This is a genomic window from Chamaesiphon sp. OTE_75_metabat_556, assembly GCF_031378165.1.
GTDB lineage: Bacteria > Cyanobacteriota > Cyanobacteriia > Cyanobacteriales > Chamaesiphonaceae > Chamaesiphon.
Map to the genome: position 1 here is coordinate 1 of NZ_JANNDR010000144.1, position 20,970 is coordinate 20,970.

16 protein-coding genes and 1 pseudogene are annotated in these 20,970 nt (G+C 48.6%); 9 read left to right on the forward strand and 8 right to left on the reverse strand.

All coding sequences use genetic code 11. The features are described 5' to 3' along the window. Positions 1 to 337: 337 nt before the first annotated feature. The 3 genes from RMO27_RS06165 to RMO27_RS06175 form a co-directional block, all read right to left on the reverse strand. Positions 338 to 1,216: a tetratricopeptide repeat protein gene (locus RMO27_RS06165; RefSeq protein ID WP_309730584.1), complete on the reverse strand. Its 879-nt coding sequence runs from the start codon at positions 1,214 to 1,216 to the stop codon at positions 338 to 340. Positions 1,217 to 1,517: 301 nt separating this feature from the next. Next, a complete protein-coding gene (locus tag RMO27_RS06170) occupies positions 1,518 to 3,638 on the reverse strand; it encodes a DUF4335 domain-containing protein (protein ID WP_309730586.1) in 2,121 nt (706 codons plus the stop codon). Positions 3,639 to 3,683: 45 nt separating this feature from the next. Continuing rightward, entirely contained in the window at positions 3,684 to 4,256 is a 573-nt protein-coding gene (locus tag RMO27_RS06175) for a DUF3038 domain-containing protein (protein ID WP_309730588.1), read from the reverse strand. Positions 4,257 to 4,285: 29 nt separating this feature from the next. Between RMO27_RS06175 and RMO27_RS06180 the strand changes: the two genes are divergently transcribed. The 4 genes from RMO27_RS06180 to RMO27_RS06195 all read left to right on the forward strand — a co-directional run bounded on the left by RMO27_RS06180 (position 4,286) and on the right by RMO27_RS06195 (position 8,613). Next, entirely contained in the window at positions 4,286 to 4,465 is a 180-nt protein-coding gene (locus RMO27_RS06180; RefSeq protein WP_309730590.1) for a hypothetical protein, read from the forward strand. Positions 4,466 to 4,722: 257 nt separating this feature from the next. Continuing rightward, on the forward strand, positions 4,723 to 5,307 hold the full coding sequence (locus tag RMO27_RS06185) for a carbonic anhydrase (RefSeq protein WP_309730592.1): 585 nt from the start codon (positions 4,723 to 4,725) through the stop codon (positions 5,305 to 5,307). A 188-nt stretch (positions 5,308 to 5,495) separates the two neighbouring features. Next, positions 5,496 to 7,349, forward strand: coding sequence for an ATP-dependent zinc metalloprotease FtsH (ftsH, locus tag RMO27_RS06190; RefSeq protein WP_309730594.1), 1,854 nt, complete (start codon positions 5,496 to 5,498; stop codon positions 7,347 to 7,349). Positions 7,350 to 7,734: 385 nt separating this feature from the next. After that, positions 7,735 to 8,613, forward strand: a complete 879-nt coding sequence (locus RMO27_RS06195) for a hypothetical protein (protein WP_309730596.1) — start codon at positions 7,735 to 7,737, stop codon at positions 8,611 to 8,613. Here RMO27_RS06195 and RMO27_RS06200 read toward each other — a convergent pair. From RMO27_RS06200 to RMO27_RS06215, 4 genes are all read right to left on the reverse strand, one after another. Beyond that, positions 8,610 to 9,206, reverse strand: coding sequence for a hypothetical protein (locus RMO27_RS06200; RefSeq protein ID WP_309730598.1), 597 nt, complete (start codon positions 9,204 to 9,206; stop codon positions 8,610 to 8,612). The two genes, RMO27_RS06195 and RMO27_RS06200, sit on opposite strands and share 4 nt — an antisense overlap. Before the next feature lie 123 nt (positions 9,207 to 9,329). Further along, positions 9,330 to 10,556, reverse strand: coding sequence for a type II secretion system F family protein (locus tag RMO27_RS06205; RefSeq protein WP_309730601.1), 1,227 nt, complete (start codon positions 10,554 to 10,556; stop codon positions 9,330 to 9,332). Positions 10,557 to 10,690: 134 nt separating this feature from the next. Next, positions 10,691 to 11,794, reverse strand: a complete 1,104-nt coding sequence (locus tag RMO27_RS06210) for a type IV pilus twitching motility protein PilT (RefSeq protein ID WP_309730603.1) — start codon at positions 11,792 to 11,794, stop codon at positions 10,691 to 10,693. Between the two features lie 150 nt (positions 11,795 to 11,944). Then, complete coding sequence (locus tag RMO27_RS06215; protein ID WP_309730605.1) at positions 11,945 to 13,936, reverse strand: GspE/PulE family protein; 1,992 nt, start codon at positions 13,934 to 13,936, stop codon at positions 11,945 to 11,947. Positions 13,937 to 14,607: 671 nt separating this feature from the next. On the opposite strand from RMO27_RS06215, the pseudogene grpE reads away from it, so the two are divergent. From grpE to dnaN, 5 genes and pseudogenes are all read left to right on the forward strand, one after another. Further along, a pseudogene (gene grpE, locus RMO27_RS06220) lies at positions 14,608 to 15,279 on the forward strand (nucleotide exchange factor GrpE); the annotation flags it as partial. Positions 15,280 to 15,432: 153 nt separating this feature from the next. Beyond that, complete coding sequence (gene dnaK, locus RMO27_RS06225; RefSeq protein WP_309730609.1) at positions 15,433 to 17,439, forward strand: molecular chaperone DnaK; 2,007 nt, start codon at positions 15,433 to 15,435, stop codon at positions 17,437 to 17,439. 367 nt (positions 17,440 to 17,806) lie between these two features. Continuing rightward, positions 17,807 to 18,946, forward strand: a complete 1,140-nt coding sequence (gene dnaJ / locus RMO27_RS06230; protein ID WP_309730611.1) for a molecular chaperone DnaJ — start codon at positions 17,807 to 17,809, stop codon at positions 18,944 to 18,946. 98 nt (positions 18,947 to 19,044) lie between these two features. Next, positions 19,045 to 19,263: a sulfurtransferase TusA family protein gene (locus RMO27_RS06235; protein ID WP_309730613.1), complete on the forward strand. Its 219-nt coding sequence runs from the start codon at positions 19,045 to 19,047 to the stop codon at positions 19,261 to 19,263. A gap of 120 nt (positions 19,264 to 19,383) precedes the next feature. Next, on the forward strand, positions 19,384 to 20,553 hold the full coding sequence (gene dnaN, locus RMO27_RS06240; protein ID WP_309730615.1) for a DNA polymerase III subunit beta: 1,170 nt from the start codon (positions 19,384 to 19,386) through the stop codon (positions 20,551 to 20,553). 63 nt (positions 20,554 to 20,616) lie between these two features. Here the strand turns inward: dnaN and RMO27_RS06245 are convergent, their stop codons facing one another. Further along, a complete protein-coding gene (locus tag RMO27_RS06245; protein WP_309730617.1) occupies positions 20,617 to 20,919 on the reverse strand; it encodes an FHA domain-containing protein in 303 nt (100 codons plus the stop codon). Positions 20,920 to 20,970 lie beyond the last annotated feature (51 nt).

A 20,970-nucleotide genomic window follows, 5' to 3' on the forward strand; every position in this document is an offset into this window, starting at 1 on the left:
GTCTAGCCATAACGGTTATAGCAGGTTGGACTTTTTGAATATCGCCTGTTTTATCGATCTGTGAAAAGTCGGTTCGACGAGAGCGAGTCTGGGAGCCAGTCTCCAACACGAAGGTTTTAAAATGGATAAAGTCGAGCTTAGAAGCTATTCTGTAATTTATTTTCACTAACAAATCAACTTCAATCTGACTAAATATCTTTAGTCAGGCTTTATGCTGCGCTAAATTGAATTAATACGATCTCATATTTGATTTTAGTTTCAATCGATCGCAAATTCCAAAAAAAAAGCGCTAATCGATCGATTAGCGCTTTTTTTGATGATTAGTTCGATGATCGAACTATTTTACAGGTTGGGGTTGAGGTTTAGCTAATGGCTGACTTGGGGCGGCAGTTGGGGCAATCGGCGCAGGCGTCGTCACCGTTGGTGAGATCGTCACTTTTGGTGGTTGGGTTGATTGTGCCAACTGTCTAATCTGATCCTTATATTCGGCTGGAGCCAGTCCCGCTGCTGTGGTCATCAGCAACTGTGCTTGCGTCAGATTGCCCATTTGCTTGAAGACTAGAGCTTTAGCCAAAACTGGGCGAAAATCATCTCGATTGGCTTCGATCGCCGCATCATAGATACCGAGAGCATCAGCATTGCGCTGTTGGGTGAGGTAAATCTGCGCTTGGAGCAGTTTGACTGGCGTCAGATCGGTATTTGGTGGCGCGGCCTTCAAAGCTGTTTGAACGGCACCCATTGCTGCTTCTGGACGCTTGGCATCGATTAATAAACTGACCAATCCTTGCAGCGCATTAATATTTTGAGGCTGAATCGTTAACACCGTTCGATAGCTAGCTGTCGCACCATCGCGATCGCCTAGATACTGCTTGGTTTGAGCTAAGAGGACAGTATAGTCTGGTGTTTGGGGATTGAGTGCGGCAATTTTTTCGAGTGGGGGCAAACTCCCTTTGATATCGCCTAATTGTAGGCGCACATCGAGCAAGCCCTTCAGCGCGACTTGGTTGTCTGGCTCTCTTTGCAAGACTTTGGTGTAACCTTGAGCTTGCGATTGCAGTTGACTTGTTTGCGCGGCGGACAGACTATTTGGTTCGGTGGCGACTGCGGCACCACCATCTAACACCAAACTAAAAATTGGAAATAACGAAAACCCAGTTAGAGCCAGCAGTGACACAGCTACAACTAGATTGATGACCCAGCGATGACGATTTAACACAAACTGTTCTCAGTAATGGACGATCGATCTTGTCGATTCTAGTATAAAACTGCCAATCTCGCGAATGTGGATCGCCGATCGATTCGGGAGGGTTAACTCGAATTAGTTGGGAGTTGCTGTACCACTGGATGGGAGTTGGGAGCGAAGAAGACAAAAATGGTAGATCGACCGCAACTTTTCCAAACAGCAGGAGTTTCAAGCTCCCGTCTTGAGGCAGATGGCGATCGAGTCAGAGATTTATGTATGCCCTAACCCAATCGCAGCGCAGTCAACTATCAACTATCAACTATCAACTAAACATCTATGGTTCGGTAAAAGTATCTACGCCCCCGTCGGGCTGAAGCAAAATGCGAATTTTTTGGTCGCTACTACCAGCGGCAGGAGAGAACAACTTTTGACCTGTTTTAATCAATTTAGTCTGTTGCAGGTAGGTAGTCGCTGCTTCACCTTGGGGTGAGATACTGCGCACCGTACCATTTTTGCTCACTTGGAGTACGTATTGCAGCGCGTTGGGCTGCGCGGTGCTGGCTTTCCACTTACCTTGGAAATAGCGTTTGGCTTCCTGAAGGGTGGGGTTATTTTCCGCTGGATCGGTAGCATTATTAGATTGCAGGGGTCGATCGGGGATGACTGGTTGGACTTGCGGATCGTTGCCTTCGGTACTACTACGATCGGTGGGGCTGATGAGGTTGGGATTTTTGGGTATTGGGGTAAATGGCTCATTCGGCGATGGATTGAGTGCTGAGGGTTGCGGTTTGCCGGTTTTGAGTTTGGGCTTGGTGGCGACTGCTGGCTTGCTGGGGCGACCAGTCTGGTTGGGAGTAGTGGGTCGATCGAAGGGGTCGATCCGGCCAGATTCATCCAGTCCTGGTTTGGGAAAGGGGACTGGCGTGACGGGAGTAGTCGTCACGCTTGGTGACGGATCGGTGGGGGGGAGGAGGACTGGTTGTTTGGAAACCGAGATTTTACCAGCAGTGGCCGGATCGATCGGGAGTTGACCGATTTGGATTGGCGCTGATTTAGGAGTGCTGCCCGGTTTGGGGCTGGGAACTACTGAAGTTGTTTTGCTCCCAGGTTTTGCGATACTCTGAGGTGTAGTCGTACCGATCGGTAGACCGCTAGAATTGAGATTGGGCGAGATCGGATCGGCAGCAGGTTTGGTACCAATAGCTGCTTGACCGTTAATTGTGGCAGGATTTTGTCTCGAACCCCCAAGTGCTTCAGGTAATGGGGCAGCACCCAGGTTGCCAGCAGTAGGAGTTGCGCTCGGTTTAGTGCTGGCGGGTGGTTGCACGGGCTGTGCTTGCCAAGGGGTTGGCAGTGCGGCAGTGGGATTACTCTGACTCAGATCGGTTTTAGTCGCGCCTGGTGCTGTGTTGGGAACTGAAGCTGACTTCTTGGTCGCCGCCAGATCGGGCATTTTGATGTTGTTGGCGGCGTCTTTGAGCGGATTGGAATTGGGGTCGAGCATTGCCAAGGGAACGCCCACCGCCAGCACTGCCGCGATCGCCCACGGAATGCCAGACATAAATGACGAACGGGAGCGACGATTGCGATAATAAACTGGGTGCTGTGCTGGATCGGCTGCTCCTCTGGAGAAATTTGACAACTGCACTGGATCGACTGTAGCTGGATTGGTATTTGCGGTGCTTACTGGATCGGATTGGAACAGCGTCCGATTGAGTGTGGCTGATTTTTGCCGATCGGCTGGCGAGAGATTGGCGTTGGCGTATGCATCTAAGACGATCGCCAGATCGAATAGTTGAAGGGCTGATAAACTGACAACTTCACCAGCGGTCGCAGTTGCTAAATCACCCAGATGCAAGTAGTGGTCGAGTGAGCGATCTCCAGATCCGGTCAGGTATGGGGGATGACGATCTGGCGTCGCTGGTGTGACGGCAGGATCGATCGCGCCGAAGTGCGTTGCCGGATGACGCTCGACTGGCCGATGGGTGGGCTGGAGACCGAACATTTTAGAGACGCCAGAGCGATTGTCAAATCGATCGTCAGAGTGGCCGTCTGCTGGCAAGCTACTCCGCAATCCTGGTAAGTTTTTGAGGATTCCCGATCTGGATGATCGCTCTACCCGATCGACATGAACTTCTGCCTGAGCATCGCTTGGCTCTGGACTCTCGGCGGCTGGTGGCACCGATTCGAGCGCGACTGGGATCGGAAATTTGGCAACTAGATCGGCAATATAACTGCTGACGACTTGCTGGAGCTGGTTTAATTGCTGTGGTTGTCCTGGCAATGTCAGCCGAGCGAGTTCGCTCCCCTCGGATCGCTCTAAATACAGGCAAAAATCAACCGGATCGATGGCATCTGGTTGGAGATCTCGAACTAGCTTCAGTTCTTGACCAGACACGATCAGTTCGCAAGTATTCGCAGTGTAAGTCCGGGTGGTCGATCGATCGGCTTCCATAATTAATTGTCTGTAAAATATAGTTGATATCGATCCTAAACTTGGCTAACTGGCAGTAGGGGGGACGATCGGGCGATGCGATCGCTGTAATAATGCCGTCCAGAGTCGGTGGTGTCCGTTGGGGCTGCTATAGAATAACAGTCCGAGCAATAAATTTAGGGCGATGGTCGAAAGGGTCTCAAAGGAATGAGTGTCTCTGCCAAACCGTGCTTGATAGATTGTAATAAAATTGTTGATATAGTCGGCTAATGCTGGCGATTGAATTGGTAATTGTTCGTATTCGATGGTCTGGTGCCAATAGTTGAGATGCTGCCGGATCGTCGCTTGGGACTGACCGGCCAACTGATTGAAAATCGTCACCAAGGCGCGGATTTGTTGGATGGTAAAATGCTTGTACTTTGCTGGTCGGTCTAGAGACCAGTCATCGAGCCAGTCCGAGACGATCGATTCTATTTGTAAATCTTGGGCAGTTCTGGCTAATTCCACTCGATCAATTTGAGTCAATGCGGCAATGGCAGTCGCGATCTCGTTCAACTCTGTAGAAATTTGCGCCAGTTGTGATGATTCGAGCTGGGAATTGAGTAATAAATCATCCAACTTCGGGATTGATGCAGGCATCGTTTGGATAGACAACATAGGACTAAAAGGTGTCGAAAAACTTGGCTGGGGGTTGCCAGTTAGATCTCGACCAGACCCGACATTCACAGGGGAAAATTGGCAACAGTGAATGTGGTAAATCTGGGCGTACGACTAGCAATTTGCCAGCCTCAATGCCCGATCGACGAGTCGGTAAAACTTCACAGGCGATCTTCGTAATTATATCATAGTGTCTCGATCGTCAAGCATCTGGCTCATGGGAGTCTCAAAAAATGGGGGGTGAAGGGATGCAATCCACCGATCAAAGTAGCGATCTCCAGACCAACCGATCGAATTTGTGGGGGTTAGCTTTTGGTAGAATAAATACATCACCACTTTAACCAACCAACTACATCGCGAACCCAGTAGTAACATTTAGCCGATCGTCGGCCGCTGCTCGATCCGGTAGACAATCGAGTTGACTTTTCTAAATATAGAGCAAATTAACATGCGGGATAGTTGTCAGTGTTTTCAGCACGATCGGGGCGCGGCTGCGATGACCGATCGCCGTCAATTTCTCCGCCATCTTGTCGGCGTAGGGGTGCTGATGACAGCTAGTACGATCGCTCCTGCGGCTGCTAGAGCCGAAGCAAAAGTACCCAAGGCGTTGGTGCTCAGTTGTATCGATTATCGGATTTTGGAAGCAGAACGCTATTTTCTCTCTCTCCAAAATTTGGGCGGACAGTACGATTTCACAGCACTAGCGGGGGCTTCGCTGGCTTTGAGCGGCATGCCCCATCAGTACGATGCCGAAGCATTTTGGGATCAATTGGATATTTCCTACCGTCTCCATCACATCAAAAAGGTGTTAATTCTCGATCACCAAGACTGTTCCGTCTACAAGTACAAAATCGATCCCAGCCTGACTGACAACCCCGTGCTGGAGCTAGCCACCCATACAGAATACCTCAGTCGCGCCTACTGGGCGATTCGCGATCGCTACCCAGATTTGAACATCGAACTCTACTTTGTTAATCTCAATACGGAGGTCAAGCAAATTTCCCCCTTAGCAAAAGCCCCAACAGTTACCTGAATTAATGTTCGCCCTAATTGGCACAATCTTATAAAATGTTAATTCCGCTCATAAATATGGCAATAATAAAACTGAAGCTAAACTAGAAGATAGACGAGTCTCGATCGGCAGATCGGTTGCGAACTAACGACTAAATCTAAATCTAAATACTCAGATCGGGTGCAGGTGTAAGGACACAAGAAAAATATATGCAAAATAGTTCCCAGGTCAAATCAAAGCGATTTTCCCAGTCATGGTGGCGATTAGCGGCTGGCGTGCCACTCGCTTTGGGACTTATCTGGAGTACCCCAGCTTTTGCCAAGAACGATCCCAACACGCTTAGTTATGGCGAACTGATCAAGGAGGTCAATAGCGGCACGGTATCGAAGGTCGAAATCGATCCAGTCACGAAGATCGCCAAAGTTACCGTCGCCGATTCCCCCGCCAGTAGCAAACTGCGGGTGAAGGAAGTGACACTGCTAGATGACAACTCAGAATTACAAAGCAAGCTCAGTGCCAAGGGCATCGAATATAGTTTCCAGAAGTCAGCCGATAAAAATGCTATTTTTGGACTGCTTGGCAATGTCCTGCTATTAGTGTTTGTCATTACCGTCTTGTCGGCGATTATTCGTCGGTCGGGCAATGCTTCGGGACAAGCGATGAGTTTTGGCAAATCCCGCGCCCGTTTTCAGATGCAGGCGAAAACTGGGGTAATGTTTGACGATGTGGCTGGGATTGAAGAAGCCAAGGAAGAACTCCAAGAAGTAGTGACATTCTTGCAAGAACCCGAACGGTTTACCTCCGTTGGTGCCAAGATTCCTAAGGGCGTACTGTTGGTCGGATCGCCAGGAACAGGTAAAACATTGATGGCCAAAGCGATCGCGGGTGAGGCTGGCGTACCGTTCTTTAGTATTTCTGGTTCGGAATTCGTCGAAATGTTCGTTGGTGTGGGTGCCTCCCGCGTCCGTGACTTATTCAAAAAAGCCAAAGAAAATGCCCCCTGCTTGGTATTCATTGATGAAATCGACGCAGTCGGTCGGCAGCGAGGCGTAGGCATCGGTGGCGGTAATGATGAGCGCGAACAGACGCTCAACCAATTGCTGACCGAGATGGACGGATTTGAGGGCAATAATGGGGTAATTATCATTGCCGCTACCAACCGTGCCGATGTCCTCGATGCAGCTTTATTACGTCCCGGTCGATTCGATCGTCAAGTTCAAGTCGATCCCCCCGATTACAAGGGTCGCTTGGCGATTTTAAAAGTACATATTCGCGATAAAAAAGTCGATCCCGAACTCTCGCTCGAAGCAGTTGCTCGGCGGACGACTGGCTTTACCGGCGCAGATCTAGCCAACTTGCTCAATGAAGCGGCCATCTTTACCGCTCGCCGTCACAAAGAAGCCATTACGATTAGCGAAATTGATGACGCAATCGATCGGGTGATGGCGGGGATGGAAGGTAAGGTGGTAATGGATGGCAAGTTTAAGCGGATGACCGCCTACCATGAAATCGGTCATGCCTTGCTGATCACGTTGCTCACAGAACACGACCCACTCCAAAAAGTCACCGTCTTACCACGCGGTCGAGCCATCGGACTGACATGGTCTACACCAAATGAAGAGAATGGGCTGGAAAGTCGTGCCAAGCTGTTGGCGATGATTACCGTCAAACTTGGCGGTCGGGCGGCTGAAGAAATTGTCTTCGGTAAAGATGAAGTCGATTCTGGTGCGGGTAGCGATATCCAAAGCCTGACCCAAATTGCCCGCTGGATGGTGGCGCAGATGGGGATGTCCGAACTCGGATTAGTGGCCATGGATACCGAGCATCAAGAATACTCAGAAATTATCGCGGCTCAAATCGATCGAGAGGTGCGTAAAATTGTCAAGGAGTGTTATCAGCAAGCCCTCGATCTACTTCAGTCTCATCGCTGGTTAATGGATATTTTGGCGGAAATCTTAATCGACAAAGAAACGATTGATGGGGATGAGTTTCGCCAAATTGTCGAGCGAGAAACTGTTCGCAAGCAAGCCAATCAGCCCGCTCAAGCCTTAGCTGGCTCATAGGATCGATCTCGATTGAGAATCTACAACCACTTTACTGAAACTCGGGTAAAGTGGTTTTTTTGCAGATAGTTCTCAAATCGACTAGATCTCGACATTCGATATAGCTGACTAGGCGCGATCGAGATTGCGCGCGATCGTCAGTCAGTAACTTAAATCTCCGACTTTTGTCGGATACGAACCGCTCGATCGCGCAGTTATGATTGATGTAAACGATCGATAAGTCTATAACAGCTAGCTTGACAATCCTCGGACACTCAGTCAATCTAACGATTACTTCCCTGGCGAGTGTTACTTTTAAAATTTATATTAATTACCTAATAATCGATCGTTCATCCTTCTATTCACTCCACCCACTTTAACTAAGATGATTAGCGAGAAATCGGCAATGTCTAATATTTTCGACTTAGATGACACTAAACTGATTGAAAAATTTGCCCAAGGTAGCAATCAACTCTTGGCTAGTGCCAATCTCCGGTTGGAAGTGAGTGGTAATCTCTCCCAACTGTTAGCTAGAAATGGCGATTCGATCGCCATTATGTACTTAAATAGTAAACCGAGAACTGTGATTGTCAAACATGGTTCATCATTTTTAGAAGTAATCGATCGGCTACTGATCGAACGTGACTTTGTGATGTTTGGCGATGCCAGTCGGGCGGGTTTTATTGAATACAAGCATTATGTGACGCCGGCTGGATATCGAATTTTGCATACCGATCCAGCAATTTTATGGAAAAAATGGTGGCCGACCGAAAGATTTCAAGATAAACAACGGTTTAATATGAATATCTTGGTTAGCTTCAAAAGTAGCTGGTATCCCGTCCAGAATATCACTGTTGCTGGTGGTACTTTCACCATTAAAACGATCGCCGGACAACTGATCCTCAAACGGGATGACAAAGTGCTATGGCTGGCTCAGAGTGGATCGGATCGTGCCGAAACGACTGGCATTGAGACAGCAGACGCAACAGTAGCATTGCCAACGATCGATAGTTTCGATCGTCATCCCAGTACTGACCTAGCTCAAAAAATTCAACAAAAACAGTCAGAAATTAATCCAGATCAAGCTTGGTCGATGATTAAAAAACTCGAACAAAAACTCCAGGCTCAAATTCAAATCAATACTGAGCTTCAAGCTCAGTTTCATCAATTACAGGAAAGATCGGAAATTACCGAACAGAGATTGCAAGTAGCTTGTAATTATCTCCAGCAAATTGGCGTCGATCCGCAAGATCTCGATCGGATTCATCAAAATATCGATAATTAGAGATCGGATAGTTCGGTACCACGTTCGGGCAAAATTAATTCATTTAGATGTACGCGATCGACTGGTGCGATCACAAATGGTAAGTGCGCGCCAGTTAATCCCTGTACGATCCGTGCGGGCGTCTGATTCAATAATACGAATAAGGGATATACATGTTCGGCACCTTCACCGATAATATGCTGGTAATATTGGGGCATTACCCACTCATAATTATTGTCTAATAATACCTGCGTCTGCCGCCAACGCGCGAGCAAATCCGATAGATCTTCTTCGGGACGATGGATAAAAATGATAATCTCGCCACCCATTTTAATTTTCCATTCTGGATCGCACATCAGATAGGCCAGATCGCAGGGTAGTAAGCTGGTTTTAGCAGTAGCTGTAATTGGTGAAACCCAATCTAATTGCTGTATTAGGGGCACTTTACGGAGTTTGACAACAGGCAAAGGCAGCGTAATGAGACTTTCTTCCGATCGTCTCATACTCGGAATCATTTCTAGATACGGACGATAGAGCTTGAGCAGTTCTACGGCTTCATGATGGTTGCTATACTTAGCTAAAAGCTGTTCGTAATCTGATGGCTTAATAGACATAATAAATTAGTTGATAATTGATAGTTGATAATTGATAATTAAGTTTTCCATCCTGGTTAAGAAACAAACCCCACTTTTTAGAAAAGTCGGGTTTGTAATAGTACTAGTTTTATTTTTAACTTTTTAACCGAGTTTCTCGAATACTTTAAACATTGGTAAATACATCGAAAGTAGAATTACGGCAACCATCCCAGCTAGGAAGACCATCATAATTGGTTCGAGTACACTGGTGAGAGCTTTGACGGCTTGCTCGACTTCATCTTCATAGAAATCAGCAACTTTCATCATCATGGTGTCTAATTCCCCAGTTTCTTCACCAATGCTGATCATTTGAATCGCCAGTGATGGGAAAGCTTTTTCGCGTTGGAGAGCATTACTCAACATCCCCCCTTGCTGAACTTCGAGCTTGGATTTTTCGATCGCATTAGCAATTACTTGATTACCTGCCGTATCGCGGACGATATCGAGGGAATTGAGAATGGGTACACCCGATCGAGTTAATGTCCCAAAAATCCGACAAAATCTAGCAGTTGCCGATTTTTCATTCAAGTCACCAATAATTGGCATTTTCAAGAAAAACCGATCCATCGTCAGTTTACCAATCTTGGTTTTGTAATATTGAGTGTATCCAAAAATCGAACCCGTAACGATCGAGATCGGAATCAACACCAGCCAGCTAGTCAAAACACCACTGACACCCAACATAAACAGGGTCAAACCGGGTAATTCAGTCCCCAAACCTTTGAAAATACCTGCAAATACGGGAATCAAGAAGATTGTCATCCCCAAGAAGACTAAAAGTGCCAAAATCCCCACCGCAACGGGATAAGCCATTGCCCCTTTGACTTGGTTCTTCAGGCGAGACATATCTTCTAGTACTTTAGCCAACCGATTGAGGACTTCATCGAGCACCCCACCCACTTCGCCAGCCTGCACCATACTGACATAGAGCGTGTCGAAGCATTCTGGATGGCGGCGCATGGCATCCGAGAGGTTAATCCCCTGCTGGACATCGATACTGACTTGTGCGAGCACTTTGCGCAGTTTGGGATTATTACACTGCTCTGATAGTACGGTCAGACATCTGACCATCGCCACCCCAGCATTGACCATCGCGGCAAACTGACGCGAAAATACGGCTTTGTCCCTAACCGTTACTGGATTAATAGCTGCTTCGATGTCTTTGAGGTCGATCTTGGTGATATCAAATGATTTGGCTGGTCTAATATTTTGAATGAATTGATATTTCTGTTTGAGTTGGGTTCGGGCAGATTCTACTGTTTGAGCATCAATTTTTTCTTGTTTGACATTCCCTTTGGAATCACGGACTTCAGCGATAAAAGTTGGCATAAGAATAGGGGATAGGGAATAGGGGTTAAGTAGATAGTGGATAGTGGATAGTGGATAGCGATCTGTGATTAGCGGGATAAAGAGCATAAGGATATCTACTCTTGACTATTCACTATTCACTATTCACTTCTTCACTAATTCCGACCATTCGTCGCCATCGGGGTTGAGCCAATGAGACGTTGGAGTTCGTCGGGTCGGGAGGATTTGGCAATGCCAGTTTCAAAAGAAATAGTGCCTTCCCGAATATGTTTAGCGAGGATCGATTCCATGGTGTTCATCCCTAATTTGGCTCCGGTTTGAATCGCACTATAGATTTGAGCGGTTTTACCTTCCCGAATCAGGTTAGAGATTGCGGGAGTAACGATCATGATTTCCTGGACGAGGACGCGTCCGTATTCACCTGGTTTGGGTTTTTTCTTTTGCACTAGAGCTTGGCTGAAGACCGCGACCAGAGAGTTAGATAACTGGGCGCGAATTTGCGGTTGTTGTTCCGGGGGGAATACATCCAGCATCCGATCGATCGTTTGCGCGGCCGAACTGGTATGGAGGGTACCCATGACCAAGTGTCCGGTTTCGGCAGCACTAATCGCCAAACTAATCGTTTCTAAATCCCGCAATTCTCCTACCAGAATCACGTCTGGATCTTCCCGTAAGGCCGCTCGGAGAGCGTTGGAGAAGGTTTTGGTATCTTCACCCTTTTGACGCTGGTGGATCAGGCTTTTGATATTGGGGAACACATACTCGACCGGATCTTCGATCGTCAGAATATGCTCGGCACGAGTGCGGTTGATCAGATCGATCATCGCGGCCATGGTGGTCGTTTTACCCGAACCCGTCGGCCCAGTTACCAAGATCAGACCTCTAGGGCGACCGCTCATCTCGCGGACGATATCAGGTAATCCCATCTGGTCGAAGTTGGGGATTTTGGAAGATAGCGCGCGCAAGCAAGCCGCATAACAACCGCGTTCTTTATAAACATTGACCCGAAACCGCGCCAATCCTTTGACACCATAAGAACAGTCGATTTCCCACGTCTGTTCGAGTTCTTTCCGCTGAGTATTATTCAGCATACTAAAGATCAGTTTTTGGCAGTCCTGGGGACTGAGTGGTTCTTCACCAACGGGTGCGAGTTTACCGCTGACGCGGAAATAAACTGGCGCACCAGCTTGAATGTGCATGTCGGAACCACCCATTTCAACGAGCTGCTCCATCAGGTCTTCGATCATTAGTTCGGACATAATTCTAGGGAGTGGGGTTTAGTGGATAGTGGATAGTGGATAGTGGATAGTGGATAGTGGATAGTGGATAGTGGATGGTGATTTAAGTTTTAGGTTTTAGATGTTAGGACGCTAGCGTCCTTCTATTCACTATTCACTATCCACTATTCACTAATCACTAAATCTCGCGGTCATACAATACGGACAATCCAGCCATTCTGGCTTGAGTTCGCCAGCGCAGGTGACGCAGACGAGGGTAGTTTTGCGCTTGGCTTTGAGTTCGGCTTCTAAGCCGGAGTCAGTGAAGGTAACGCGTTCGACTTCATCGAGAGTGGTATGACCTTCTTGTACCATCTGGAGACTATACGCTAGCAGCGTTTTCATCCCTTGTTGGACGGCGGTTTCCTTGATCAAGACGGAAGGAGCGCGTTGGTTAATTAGGGCGGCGATTTCATCGGTGATTTGCATCACTTCATACACACCTGTCCGACCGCGATAACCGATCCCATTGCAATTGTTGCAAAGTTCGCCACAAGCTTTGGCAGCCTCAATCTCACCATTATTTAGCTCCTTGGCTTTATAGAAGGTGACGACAGTATCTTTGGACGCAGATAGTCCAAAGCGACTAAGTTCTTCGCGAGTAGGATTGTAGGGAATTCGGCAATCTTTGCAGACGCGGCGGAGTAGTCGTTGAGCGACGACACCAATGAGGGCGGCCGAAACCATGAATGGTTCTACACCCATCTCATCCAGCCTGGTAATCGATCCTGCCGCATCATTCGTGTGTAAGGTCGTCATGACCATGTGACCGGTCAGGGCAGCTTCCATCGAGGTTTTAGCCGTCTCTTGGTCGCGGGTTTCTCCCACCAAGATAATGTCAGGATCTTGCCGCATGAAGGCCCGGAGGATCGAGGCAAAGTTCATCCCTTTTTCGCGAATGACTTGAACTTGGTTGATGCCAGGTAGCGCATACTCGATCGGGTCTTCCGCCGTACTGATATTCACGCCCGGATCGTTTTGTTCGGCTAGCAACGAATAGAGAGTGGTCGATTTACCCGATCCGGTCGGTCCGGTCACCAGAATCAAGCCAAAGGGACGACTACCCATTTCCCGCACGATTTCTAAGGTGGGGAGATCGCTAATTAGCTTATCTAAACCGAGTTGGGTAGAGGCATTGTCCAAAATCCGCATACAGACCTTCTCACCGTAGCGGCCAGGCAGCGTACTGACTCGGAAATCGACCTTCCGTCCCTCAAATGTCCGGCGAATCCGGCCATCCTGGGGCAATCGCCGCTCGGCAATATCCAGTTCGGCAATGATTTTAAACCGTGAAATCACGGCGGGAATGATGTGCTTGGGCAGAATTGGGAACGTCTGGCGTAAGACCCCATCCTTACGAAATCTCACTCTCAAACCCTCTTCCTGGGGTTCGATGTGAATATCCGATACTTTTTCGAGCAATCCTTTGGCCAAGATTTGGTTGACCAATTTGACCACGGGAGCTGCTTCTGCGCCTTGAACGTCAATTTCGTCATTGAGTTCATCTTCGGCATTTCCCAGTTCTGGCGCATCGAAATTTTCCATTTCGACGCTGAGATGTTTTTGGGAATTGTCGGCAGCATCCTGTTGAATCCGCTCGTCTAAATAGCCATCGAGGAGTTTTTGATAATCTTCAGGAGCGATGACTTCACTGCGCCAAGCAATGCCATGGGGACGGAGAATTTTATCGAGATCGTTTTTGGCTTGGAGATCGTCTGGCTTGATCATCGCCACTGTTAAAATGGGCGGATCGCCCTCCAATCTACCGATCGGTAATAATTTTAGTTGCCGACAACTATCAGCAGAGATAAAAGTATTGATTAATTCGCGAACTTGGATCTTGTCGATTTTGGCAGAAGCGATATCGACCGCATTCAAACCATAGACAATTTTCAGCTCGAATAACTGTTGTTTTTTATATTGATGCTGCAACTCCGCCGGCAAAGATTTACCAGTCAAGGACTCCAAAACTTCCGTCAGCGGATGGTTTTTGGCGCGACTGTCAACCAAAGCTTGTTTGAGCTGTTCGGCGTTGACATAACCCGATTGAATCAGCTTGTTGCCAAATGGCGAAAAGTCATTGCGGACGATGATTGACAGTTTGGGCGATGAAGATTGAGTCATAGCTACTGTAGATATCTCCTTAGCTTTACAGTATGCCCATTCTGCAACCGAATCTATCGATAAGCGCAAAATCTGCTAGCTTAAGTAAATATCTAGGGAGATCGCGGCATCGATCGAGTTTGGGATCGCCCCGCACGCGACTGATCATGCCCAGCCGCACGATGGTAGTTTCTGTCAACAACTTGGGCACTATAAAATGAGAACATTCAAGTTGCGCTCACCACCGTTTCGATCTACGGTAATGCCGATCGAATCATCAGGTTGGTGAGCGCAACTTTCAACCGTACCAATGCCGCCGATTGTGTAAAGACGCCCGCTACTTAAGCGATCGCTAATCCTTACTAATTTGCGAAAAGCGGACGATCGACCCAAATCAGATTTATACTCAAAAGGCAGATTCACTGAATTAGCCTTTCTTGCCGGTATATATTTTATATATGTAAAGTATGTATTTTAAGAATTAATCATGGGCTTGCACACACTCGATCGCCTAGTATCTCCACTGGAGCAGCTAGGATCGAAAATTGCTTAGCAGTCTGTTAACAGAGAATGAATGAACGATGAGTGAGACCCCACAACAGCCAACTACACCAGGTGATGAGCACATCTCATCCCCACTGCCATTAGACATCGAATCCCCACCTCCTGCTGGCGAAACGATGGCTTCACAGCCTCATAACGTAGCCACCGATGGGAACGAACCATCGACCGTGCCGCCTAATTCAGCGGGGACGGTTGAGGAAACTGTTAGCCCTGCCGAAACAGCCGCGACGACCCCACCGCCACCACAGCCAACGCCCGAACCTGCGACTAAGTCACCAGACATCCAGTCACTGACGGCGCAGCTTGCGGAAATCTCCAATCAACGCGATGCCTTCCAAAGTCAGTATCTGAGAATTGCTGCCGATTTTGACAACTTCCGCAAGCGCAACAGTAAGGAAAAAGAGGAAACGGAACTCCGCACCAAACAGACCACGATTAGCGAATTGTTGAGTGTTGTAGACAACTTTGAAAGAGCTAGAACCCAAATCAAGCCTCAAAATGAGGGCGAAATGGCCATTCACAAAAGCTATCAAGGTGTTTATAAGCAATTGGTTGAAAGTCTCAAGCGGATTGGCGTGTCCCCCATGCGCCCTGAAGGCCAGCAATTCGATCCCAACTTGCATGAAGCCGTGATGCGTCAGCCCACGGAAGAACATCCCGAAGGCACTGTAATTGAGGAACTGCAACGCGGCTATTACCTGGGCGATCGCATTTTGCGGCATTCCCTAGTCAAGGTCGCGGCACCACCAGAACAGTTGTCGGCAGACGATGCGACTAATTTTGACGCTGTCGATAACTAATCCTCGTGCTAGAGCATCGACTGCTGTAATGGTAGTCGATCCTCGATCGCGTTGGCGTCACCGCTCCCCTAGAGCCTCGACTTCACCGATTGCCACTAGCTAGCGAATTCTCGATCCCCCGTTTTTTCATCCTCTAAGTATTGCCTCAATTTTATGGCAAAAGTCATCGGCATCGACCTCGGTACAACCAATAGCTGCGTTTCTGTTCTAGAAGGCGGTATCCCTGTAGTGATCTCCAATGCGGAGGGTGGTCGCACCACTCCTAGTATCATTGGATTTGCCAAAGGTGGAGAGCAACTAGTCGGCCAACTAGCCAAACGCCAAGGCGTCACGAATGCGGAAAATACCGTATATAGTATCAAACGCTTTATCGGTCGGCGGTGGGAAGACACAGATACAGAACGCAATCGTGTCCCCTACAATTGTATTAAAGGGCGGGATAATACTGTTGACGTGCAAATTCGCGGTCGGACCTATACACCCCAAGAGGTATCAGCGATGATCCTCCAAAAGCTCAAGAAAGATGCCCAAAATTTCTTGGGACATCCGATCGAACAAGCGGTGATCACGGTGCCAGCTTATTTTACCGACGCCCAACGCCAAGCCACTAAGGATGCCGGGACGATCGCCGGACTAGAAGTGTTACGGATTATCAATGAACCGACAGCGGCGGCACTAGCTTACGGTTTGGGCAACGCCGACACCGAACAAAAAATCATGGTCGTTGACTTGGGTGGGGGCACATTTGATGTCTCGATCTTGCAACTGGGTAACGGGATCTATGAAGTTAAAGCGACCTCTGGTAACAACCATTTGGGTGGCGATGATTTTGATAATGAAATCGTCCGCTGGCTGATCAAACACTTCCGCACGACCGAAAGCATCGATCTATTGAAAGATAAAATGGCACTCCAACGGTTGCGCGAAGCCGCCGAGAAAGCCAAAGTCGAACTCTCGACGATGATGAATACCTCGATCAACCTCCCCTTTATCGCCGCTAACGCCCAAGGCCCCAAACACTTAGAGGTCGAGCTGACGCGGACTAAATTTGAGGAAATGGTCGCCAAACTGATCGAATCAACCCTCGAACCAGTCCAGCGCGCCCTCAAAGATGCCGATCTCCAAACTAAAGATATCGACCGGATTTTGCTCGTCGGTGGTTCGACGCGGATTCCCGCCGTCCAACGCGCCATTCAAGACTTTTTTGGCGGTAAAGAACTCGATCGATCGGTCAATCCCGATGAAGCTGTCGCAATGGGTGCTGCGGTGCAGGCTGGTGTCGTGGGTGGCGATGTCAAAGACGTCCTGCTCCTCGATGTCACCCCTCTCTCGCTCGGCATTGAGACGCTAGGTGAAGTCTTCACCAAAATCATCGAACGCAACACGACAATTCCCACGAGTAAAGGTCAAGAATTCTCCACCGCCACCGACGGTCAAACCTCCGTCGAAATCCACGTCCTTCAAGGCGAACGCGCCATGGCCAAAGACAATAAAAGTCTCGGTCGCTTCTTGCTCACTGGCATCCCGCCCGCGCCCCGTGGTGTCCCCAAAATCGAAGTTTCCTTCGATATCGATGTCAATGGCATTCTCAAAGTCGCCGCTCAAGATCGCGGCACGGGTCGCGAGCAAACCGTTGCGATTACCAACACGGGCGGTCTCAACAAAGTAGACATCGAGCGGATGCGCAAAGAAGCCGAAACTTACGCCCAAGATGACTGGCGACGACTCCAACTGGTGGAACTCAAAAACCAGGCCGACGCCCTGTTCCACACCTACGATACGGCTGTCAAAGATAACGGTCACCTGATCGACGATAGGCTGCGCGAACAAGCCGAAACTACTGCCAAAGCCCTGCAAATGTTGCTACTCGAACCATCAGCTAACTTAGAGAACGTCCAACAAGCGATCGATAAGCTCCAGCAAGAGATCTTCGCGATGGGCACGGCTGTCTATCAACAAGGCACGATTCCCAGCAGCTCCAGCTCCTCTAGCTCTACACCGCCGCCAAATGCCAATGGAGAGGTCAAACGCCACGCACCCCTCAGTCGTGCCGCCGCCCCACCGCCACCACCGCCACCACCAGCCAAGAAGGTATCGAGTACACTCACATTAGATTATGATGATGAGACAGCGACTACTGATTACGAGGTAGTAGAGTAGAACATGGGAATTAGGTACTGGAGCATTACGGTTAATACTCCATCCCCCAGACCTGATTCCTTTACAATAAGGATCGAATTCCCGAATTCATGGTCGATCGGCGTTCGATGCGGTCGAAATCTCCAGGTCGGTTTAGACAACTAAACCGAGCTGAATTTGAGTAATTAGGGGAATCTCAACACAGCATCCACAACTTGCTCGGCAGCTTCAGTTGGCTCCAACGGCTGCTCTCACCACAAGCCCGGTCGCCGATCGTGCCTAGTCGAGTAGACCAACGAGTTTTGCCTGCATATTTCGATCAAAGATCTACTTTTACCTTAGCCCCCGATTCTGCTTCCAAACACTCCTTGTAAGATAAAACCTCTGTATGGCACGCGACTATTACGAAATTCTCGGCACCTCCAGAGATGCCGATCAAGAAGAGATTAAGCGCGCCTATCGGCGACTGGCGCGGAAATATCACCCAGATGTCAACAAAGAACCTGGGGCAGAAGATACTTTTAAAGAAATCAATCGTGCCAACGAAGTCCTCTCCGAACCAGAACTCCGCGCGCGGTACGATCGCTTTGGTGAAGCTGGAGTCTCATCGGGTGGCGGCGCTCCGGCTGGATATGGTGACATGGGCGACATGGGCGGCTTCGCTGCCGATATCTTCGATGCCTTTTTTAATGGCTTTGGCAATCAGGGCGGACAGCAACAAGCCACGCGGCGGCGGAATGGACCAGCCAGAGGTGAAGATTTACGCCTCGACCTCAAACTAGAGTTTAAAGAAGCCATCTTTGGTGGCGAGAAAGAAATTCGGATTCCCCACCTCGAATCCTGCACTCCCTGCAAAAGTACCGGAGCCAAGCCAGGTTCTCAACCCCAACCCTGTAGCACCTGTGGCGGTGCCGGACAAGTTCGGCGGAATACCCGCACGCCGTTTGGTAACTTTACCCAAGTTTCCGTCTGTCCAACCTGTAATGGTGACGGTCAAGTCATCGAAGACAAATGCGAAGTGTGTAACGGTGCGGGACGCAAGCAGGAAACCAAGAAACTCAAAATCTCCATTCCCAAAGGTGTCGATAACGGAACCAAACTGCGGATTGGCAAAGAAGGCGATGCTGGCTTGCGCGGCGGCCCTTCAGGAGATCTGTACGTCTATCTCCACGTCGAGGAAGATGCCGAGTTTCGGCGTGAGGGGATTAATATCCTCTCCCAAGTCAAGATTAGTTATCTCCAAGCAATTCTCGGCAGTCATATCCAGATTTCTACTGTCGATGGCCCCACCGAGTTAAATATTCCGGCTGGCATTCAGCCGAACACCGTCCTCAAGCTCGAACAAAAAGGTGTACCCCGCCTAGGTAATGAAGTCAGTCGCGGCGATCATTTACTCACGCTCCAAATCGACATCCCTGCCAAAGTTAATCCCGAAGAACGCGAACTCCTCGAAAAGCTCGCCAAAATTCGTGGTGATCGGGTCGGCAAAGGTGGAATTGGCAGTATCTTCGGTAATGTCTTTAAGTAGTGGATAGTGAACGGTGAATAGTGAATAGTAGTTATTTGTTATTTACCGATCGCTATCTTGTCACTATCAACTAGTCACTATCCACTATTCACTAATTTATGACTCAACTAGACTTACGCGGCACCCCTTGTCCGATCAACTTTGTCCGCACGAAAATGAAGCTCGAACAGATGGCTGCTGGCGAAATGTTAGAAGTCTGGCTGGATGCTGGCGAACCGATCGAGCAAGTGCCTGATAGTCTCAAAATGGCTGGCTATACGATCGAGCAAACGATCGCCGATCTCGACTTTTTCAAGCTCCAAGTACTAGCTAAGTAAAACAATAGCTAAGAATGGATTGACACTTGAAACAAGTTTAAATCTGGATGGATAACAGTGCCATCTCATGCTTGGGTGCGATCTACTATTCACTATTCACTATTCACTATCCACTAATTCATGAAATTTGTCTGCACTCAGCACGATCTAAATATTAACTTAGCGTTAGTGAGCCGCGCTGTCTCCACTCGCCCCACCCATCCAGTCTTGGCAAATATCAAGCTCGAAGCCACCACCAATCCAGATACGATCCAACTGACAGGATTCGATCTGAGCCTGGGCATTCAAACTAACTTTAGTGCCCAGGTAGCAGAATCCGGCATGCTGACGCTACCAGCAAAATTGTTAAATGATATCGTCGCCAAACTCCCTAGTGGCGAGATTACCCTCGATGATGAAGCTGGGGAAAATCTGGTGACGATTACCTCTGAGTCGGGTAGGTACCAAGTGCGAGGCATGAGTGCAGAAGAATTTCCCGAACTCCCATCGATCGAACAAGGTGAAACCAATCAACTCTCAGCGACAGCCTTTATCGATGGTTTAAAGGGGTCTCTCGTCGCCTGTAGCCAGGACGAAAGCAAGCAAGTGCTCACGGGAGTCTATCTCAAGGTCGAGCCGGAGCGATTGGAATTTGCCGCCACTGATGGGCATCGCTTAGGTATTGTCGAAGTTTATCCCAATGATGCTGATTCAGCAGATGGAGACTCTGATGCCGAATCGGTAGCAAATCCGAGCATGGGATCGTTTGAAGTCACCGTCCCGGCTAAAGCCTTACGCGAACTGGAGAAAATGCTGGGTTCTGGCCAGGATGAGGACAGACTGGGATTACAACTGGAACAAGGGCAGGTAGTGTTTGGTTGGGGCGATCGCAAATTAACCACCAGGACGCTAGAAGGCAAATATCCCGATTATCGGTTACTGATTCCCAAACAGTTCCAACGCCAGATTACCCTCGATCGAAAACAATTACTCAGTGCCCTCGAACGGATTGCCGTACTTGCCGACAAGACTAATTTAGTCAAATTTAGCATTGATAGTGCCAGTCAATCGATCGCTTTGTCGGTCGAAAGTCAGGATCTCGGCAGTGGGAGAGAATCTCTCGCCGGACAAGTTTCTGGTGCAGATTTAGATATTGCTTTTAATATTAAATATCTGATGGATGGCTTAAAGACACTCCTGACTCAGGAAATTACGATCAGTCTCAATGGCCCGCTCGAACCGGTAATTCTCACTCCCCTGGGTGGTGTGAAAATGACTTACCTGGTGATGCCCGTCCAGTTACGAACCTAAACTCAGCTAGCACCAAATACTTACATCCTCAATAGAGCGCAGTCTATCTCGACTGCGCTCTATTTAGGTTTTGACGGCGATTTGGATTTTTGGCCCCGATGTCGCTAATCGAATGACCATGCCGTTGGCTACAGCGATTTCTTTGATGGCTTCACCCTCTACATAAGTTCCATTCGCACTGATATTGACTAATTGCCAACCATTAACTTCATGCCACCGCAACTCGGCATGATGGCGAGAGACAACAGCACTAAACAACACCACCTGATTGTCTGTCGCTCGTCCGATCCGGACGACACCTTCAGGTTCAAATGTCCAACTTTGTACGGGAACTGAATTAAGCAGACTGAGAACGATCGCGGACATATTCGATAATGACTGACAAGAATGGAACTACTTAAATTTAGTAAACTTGGC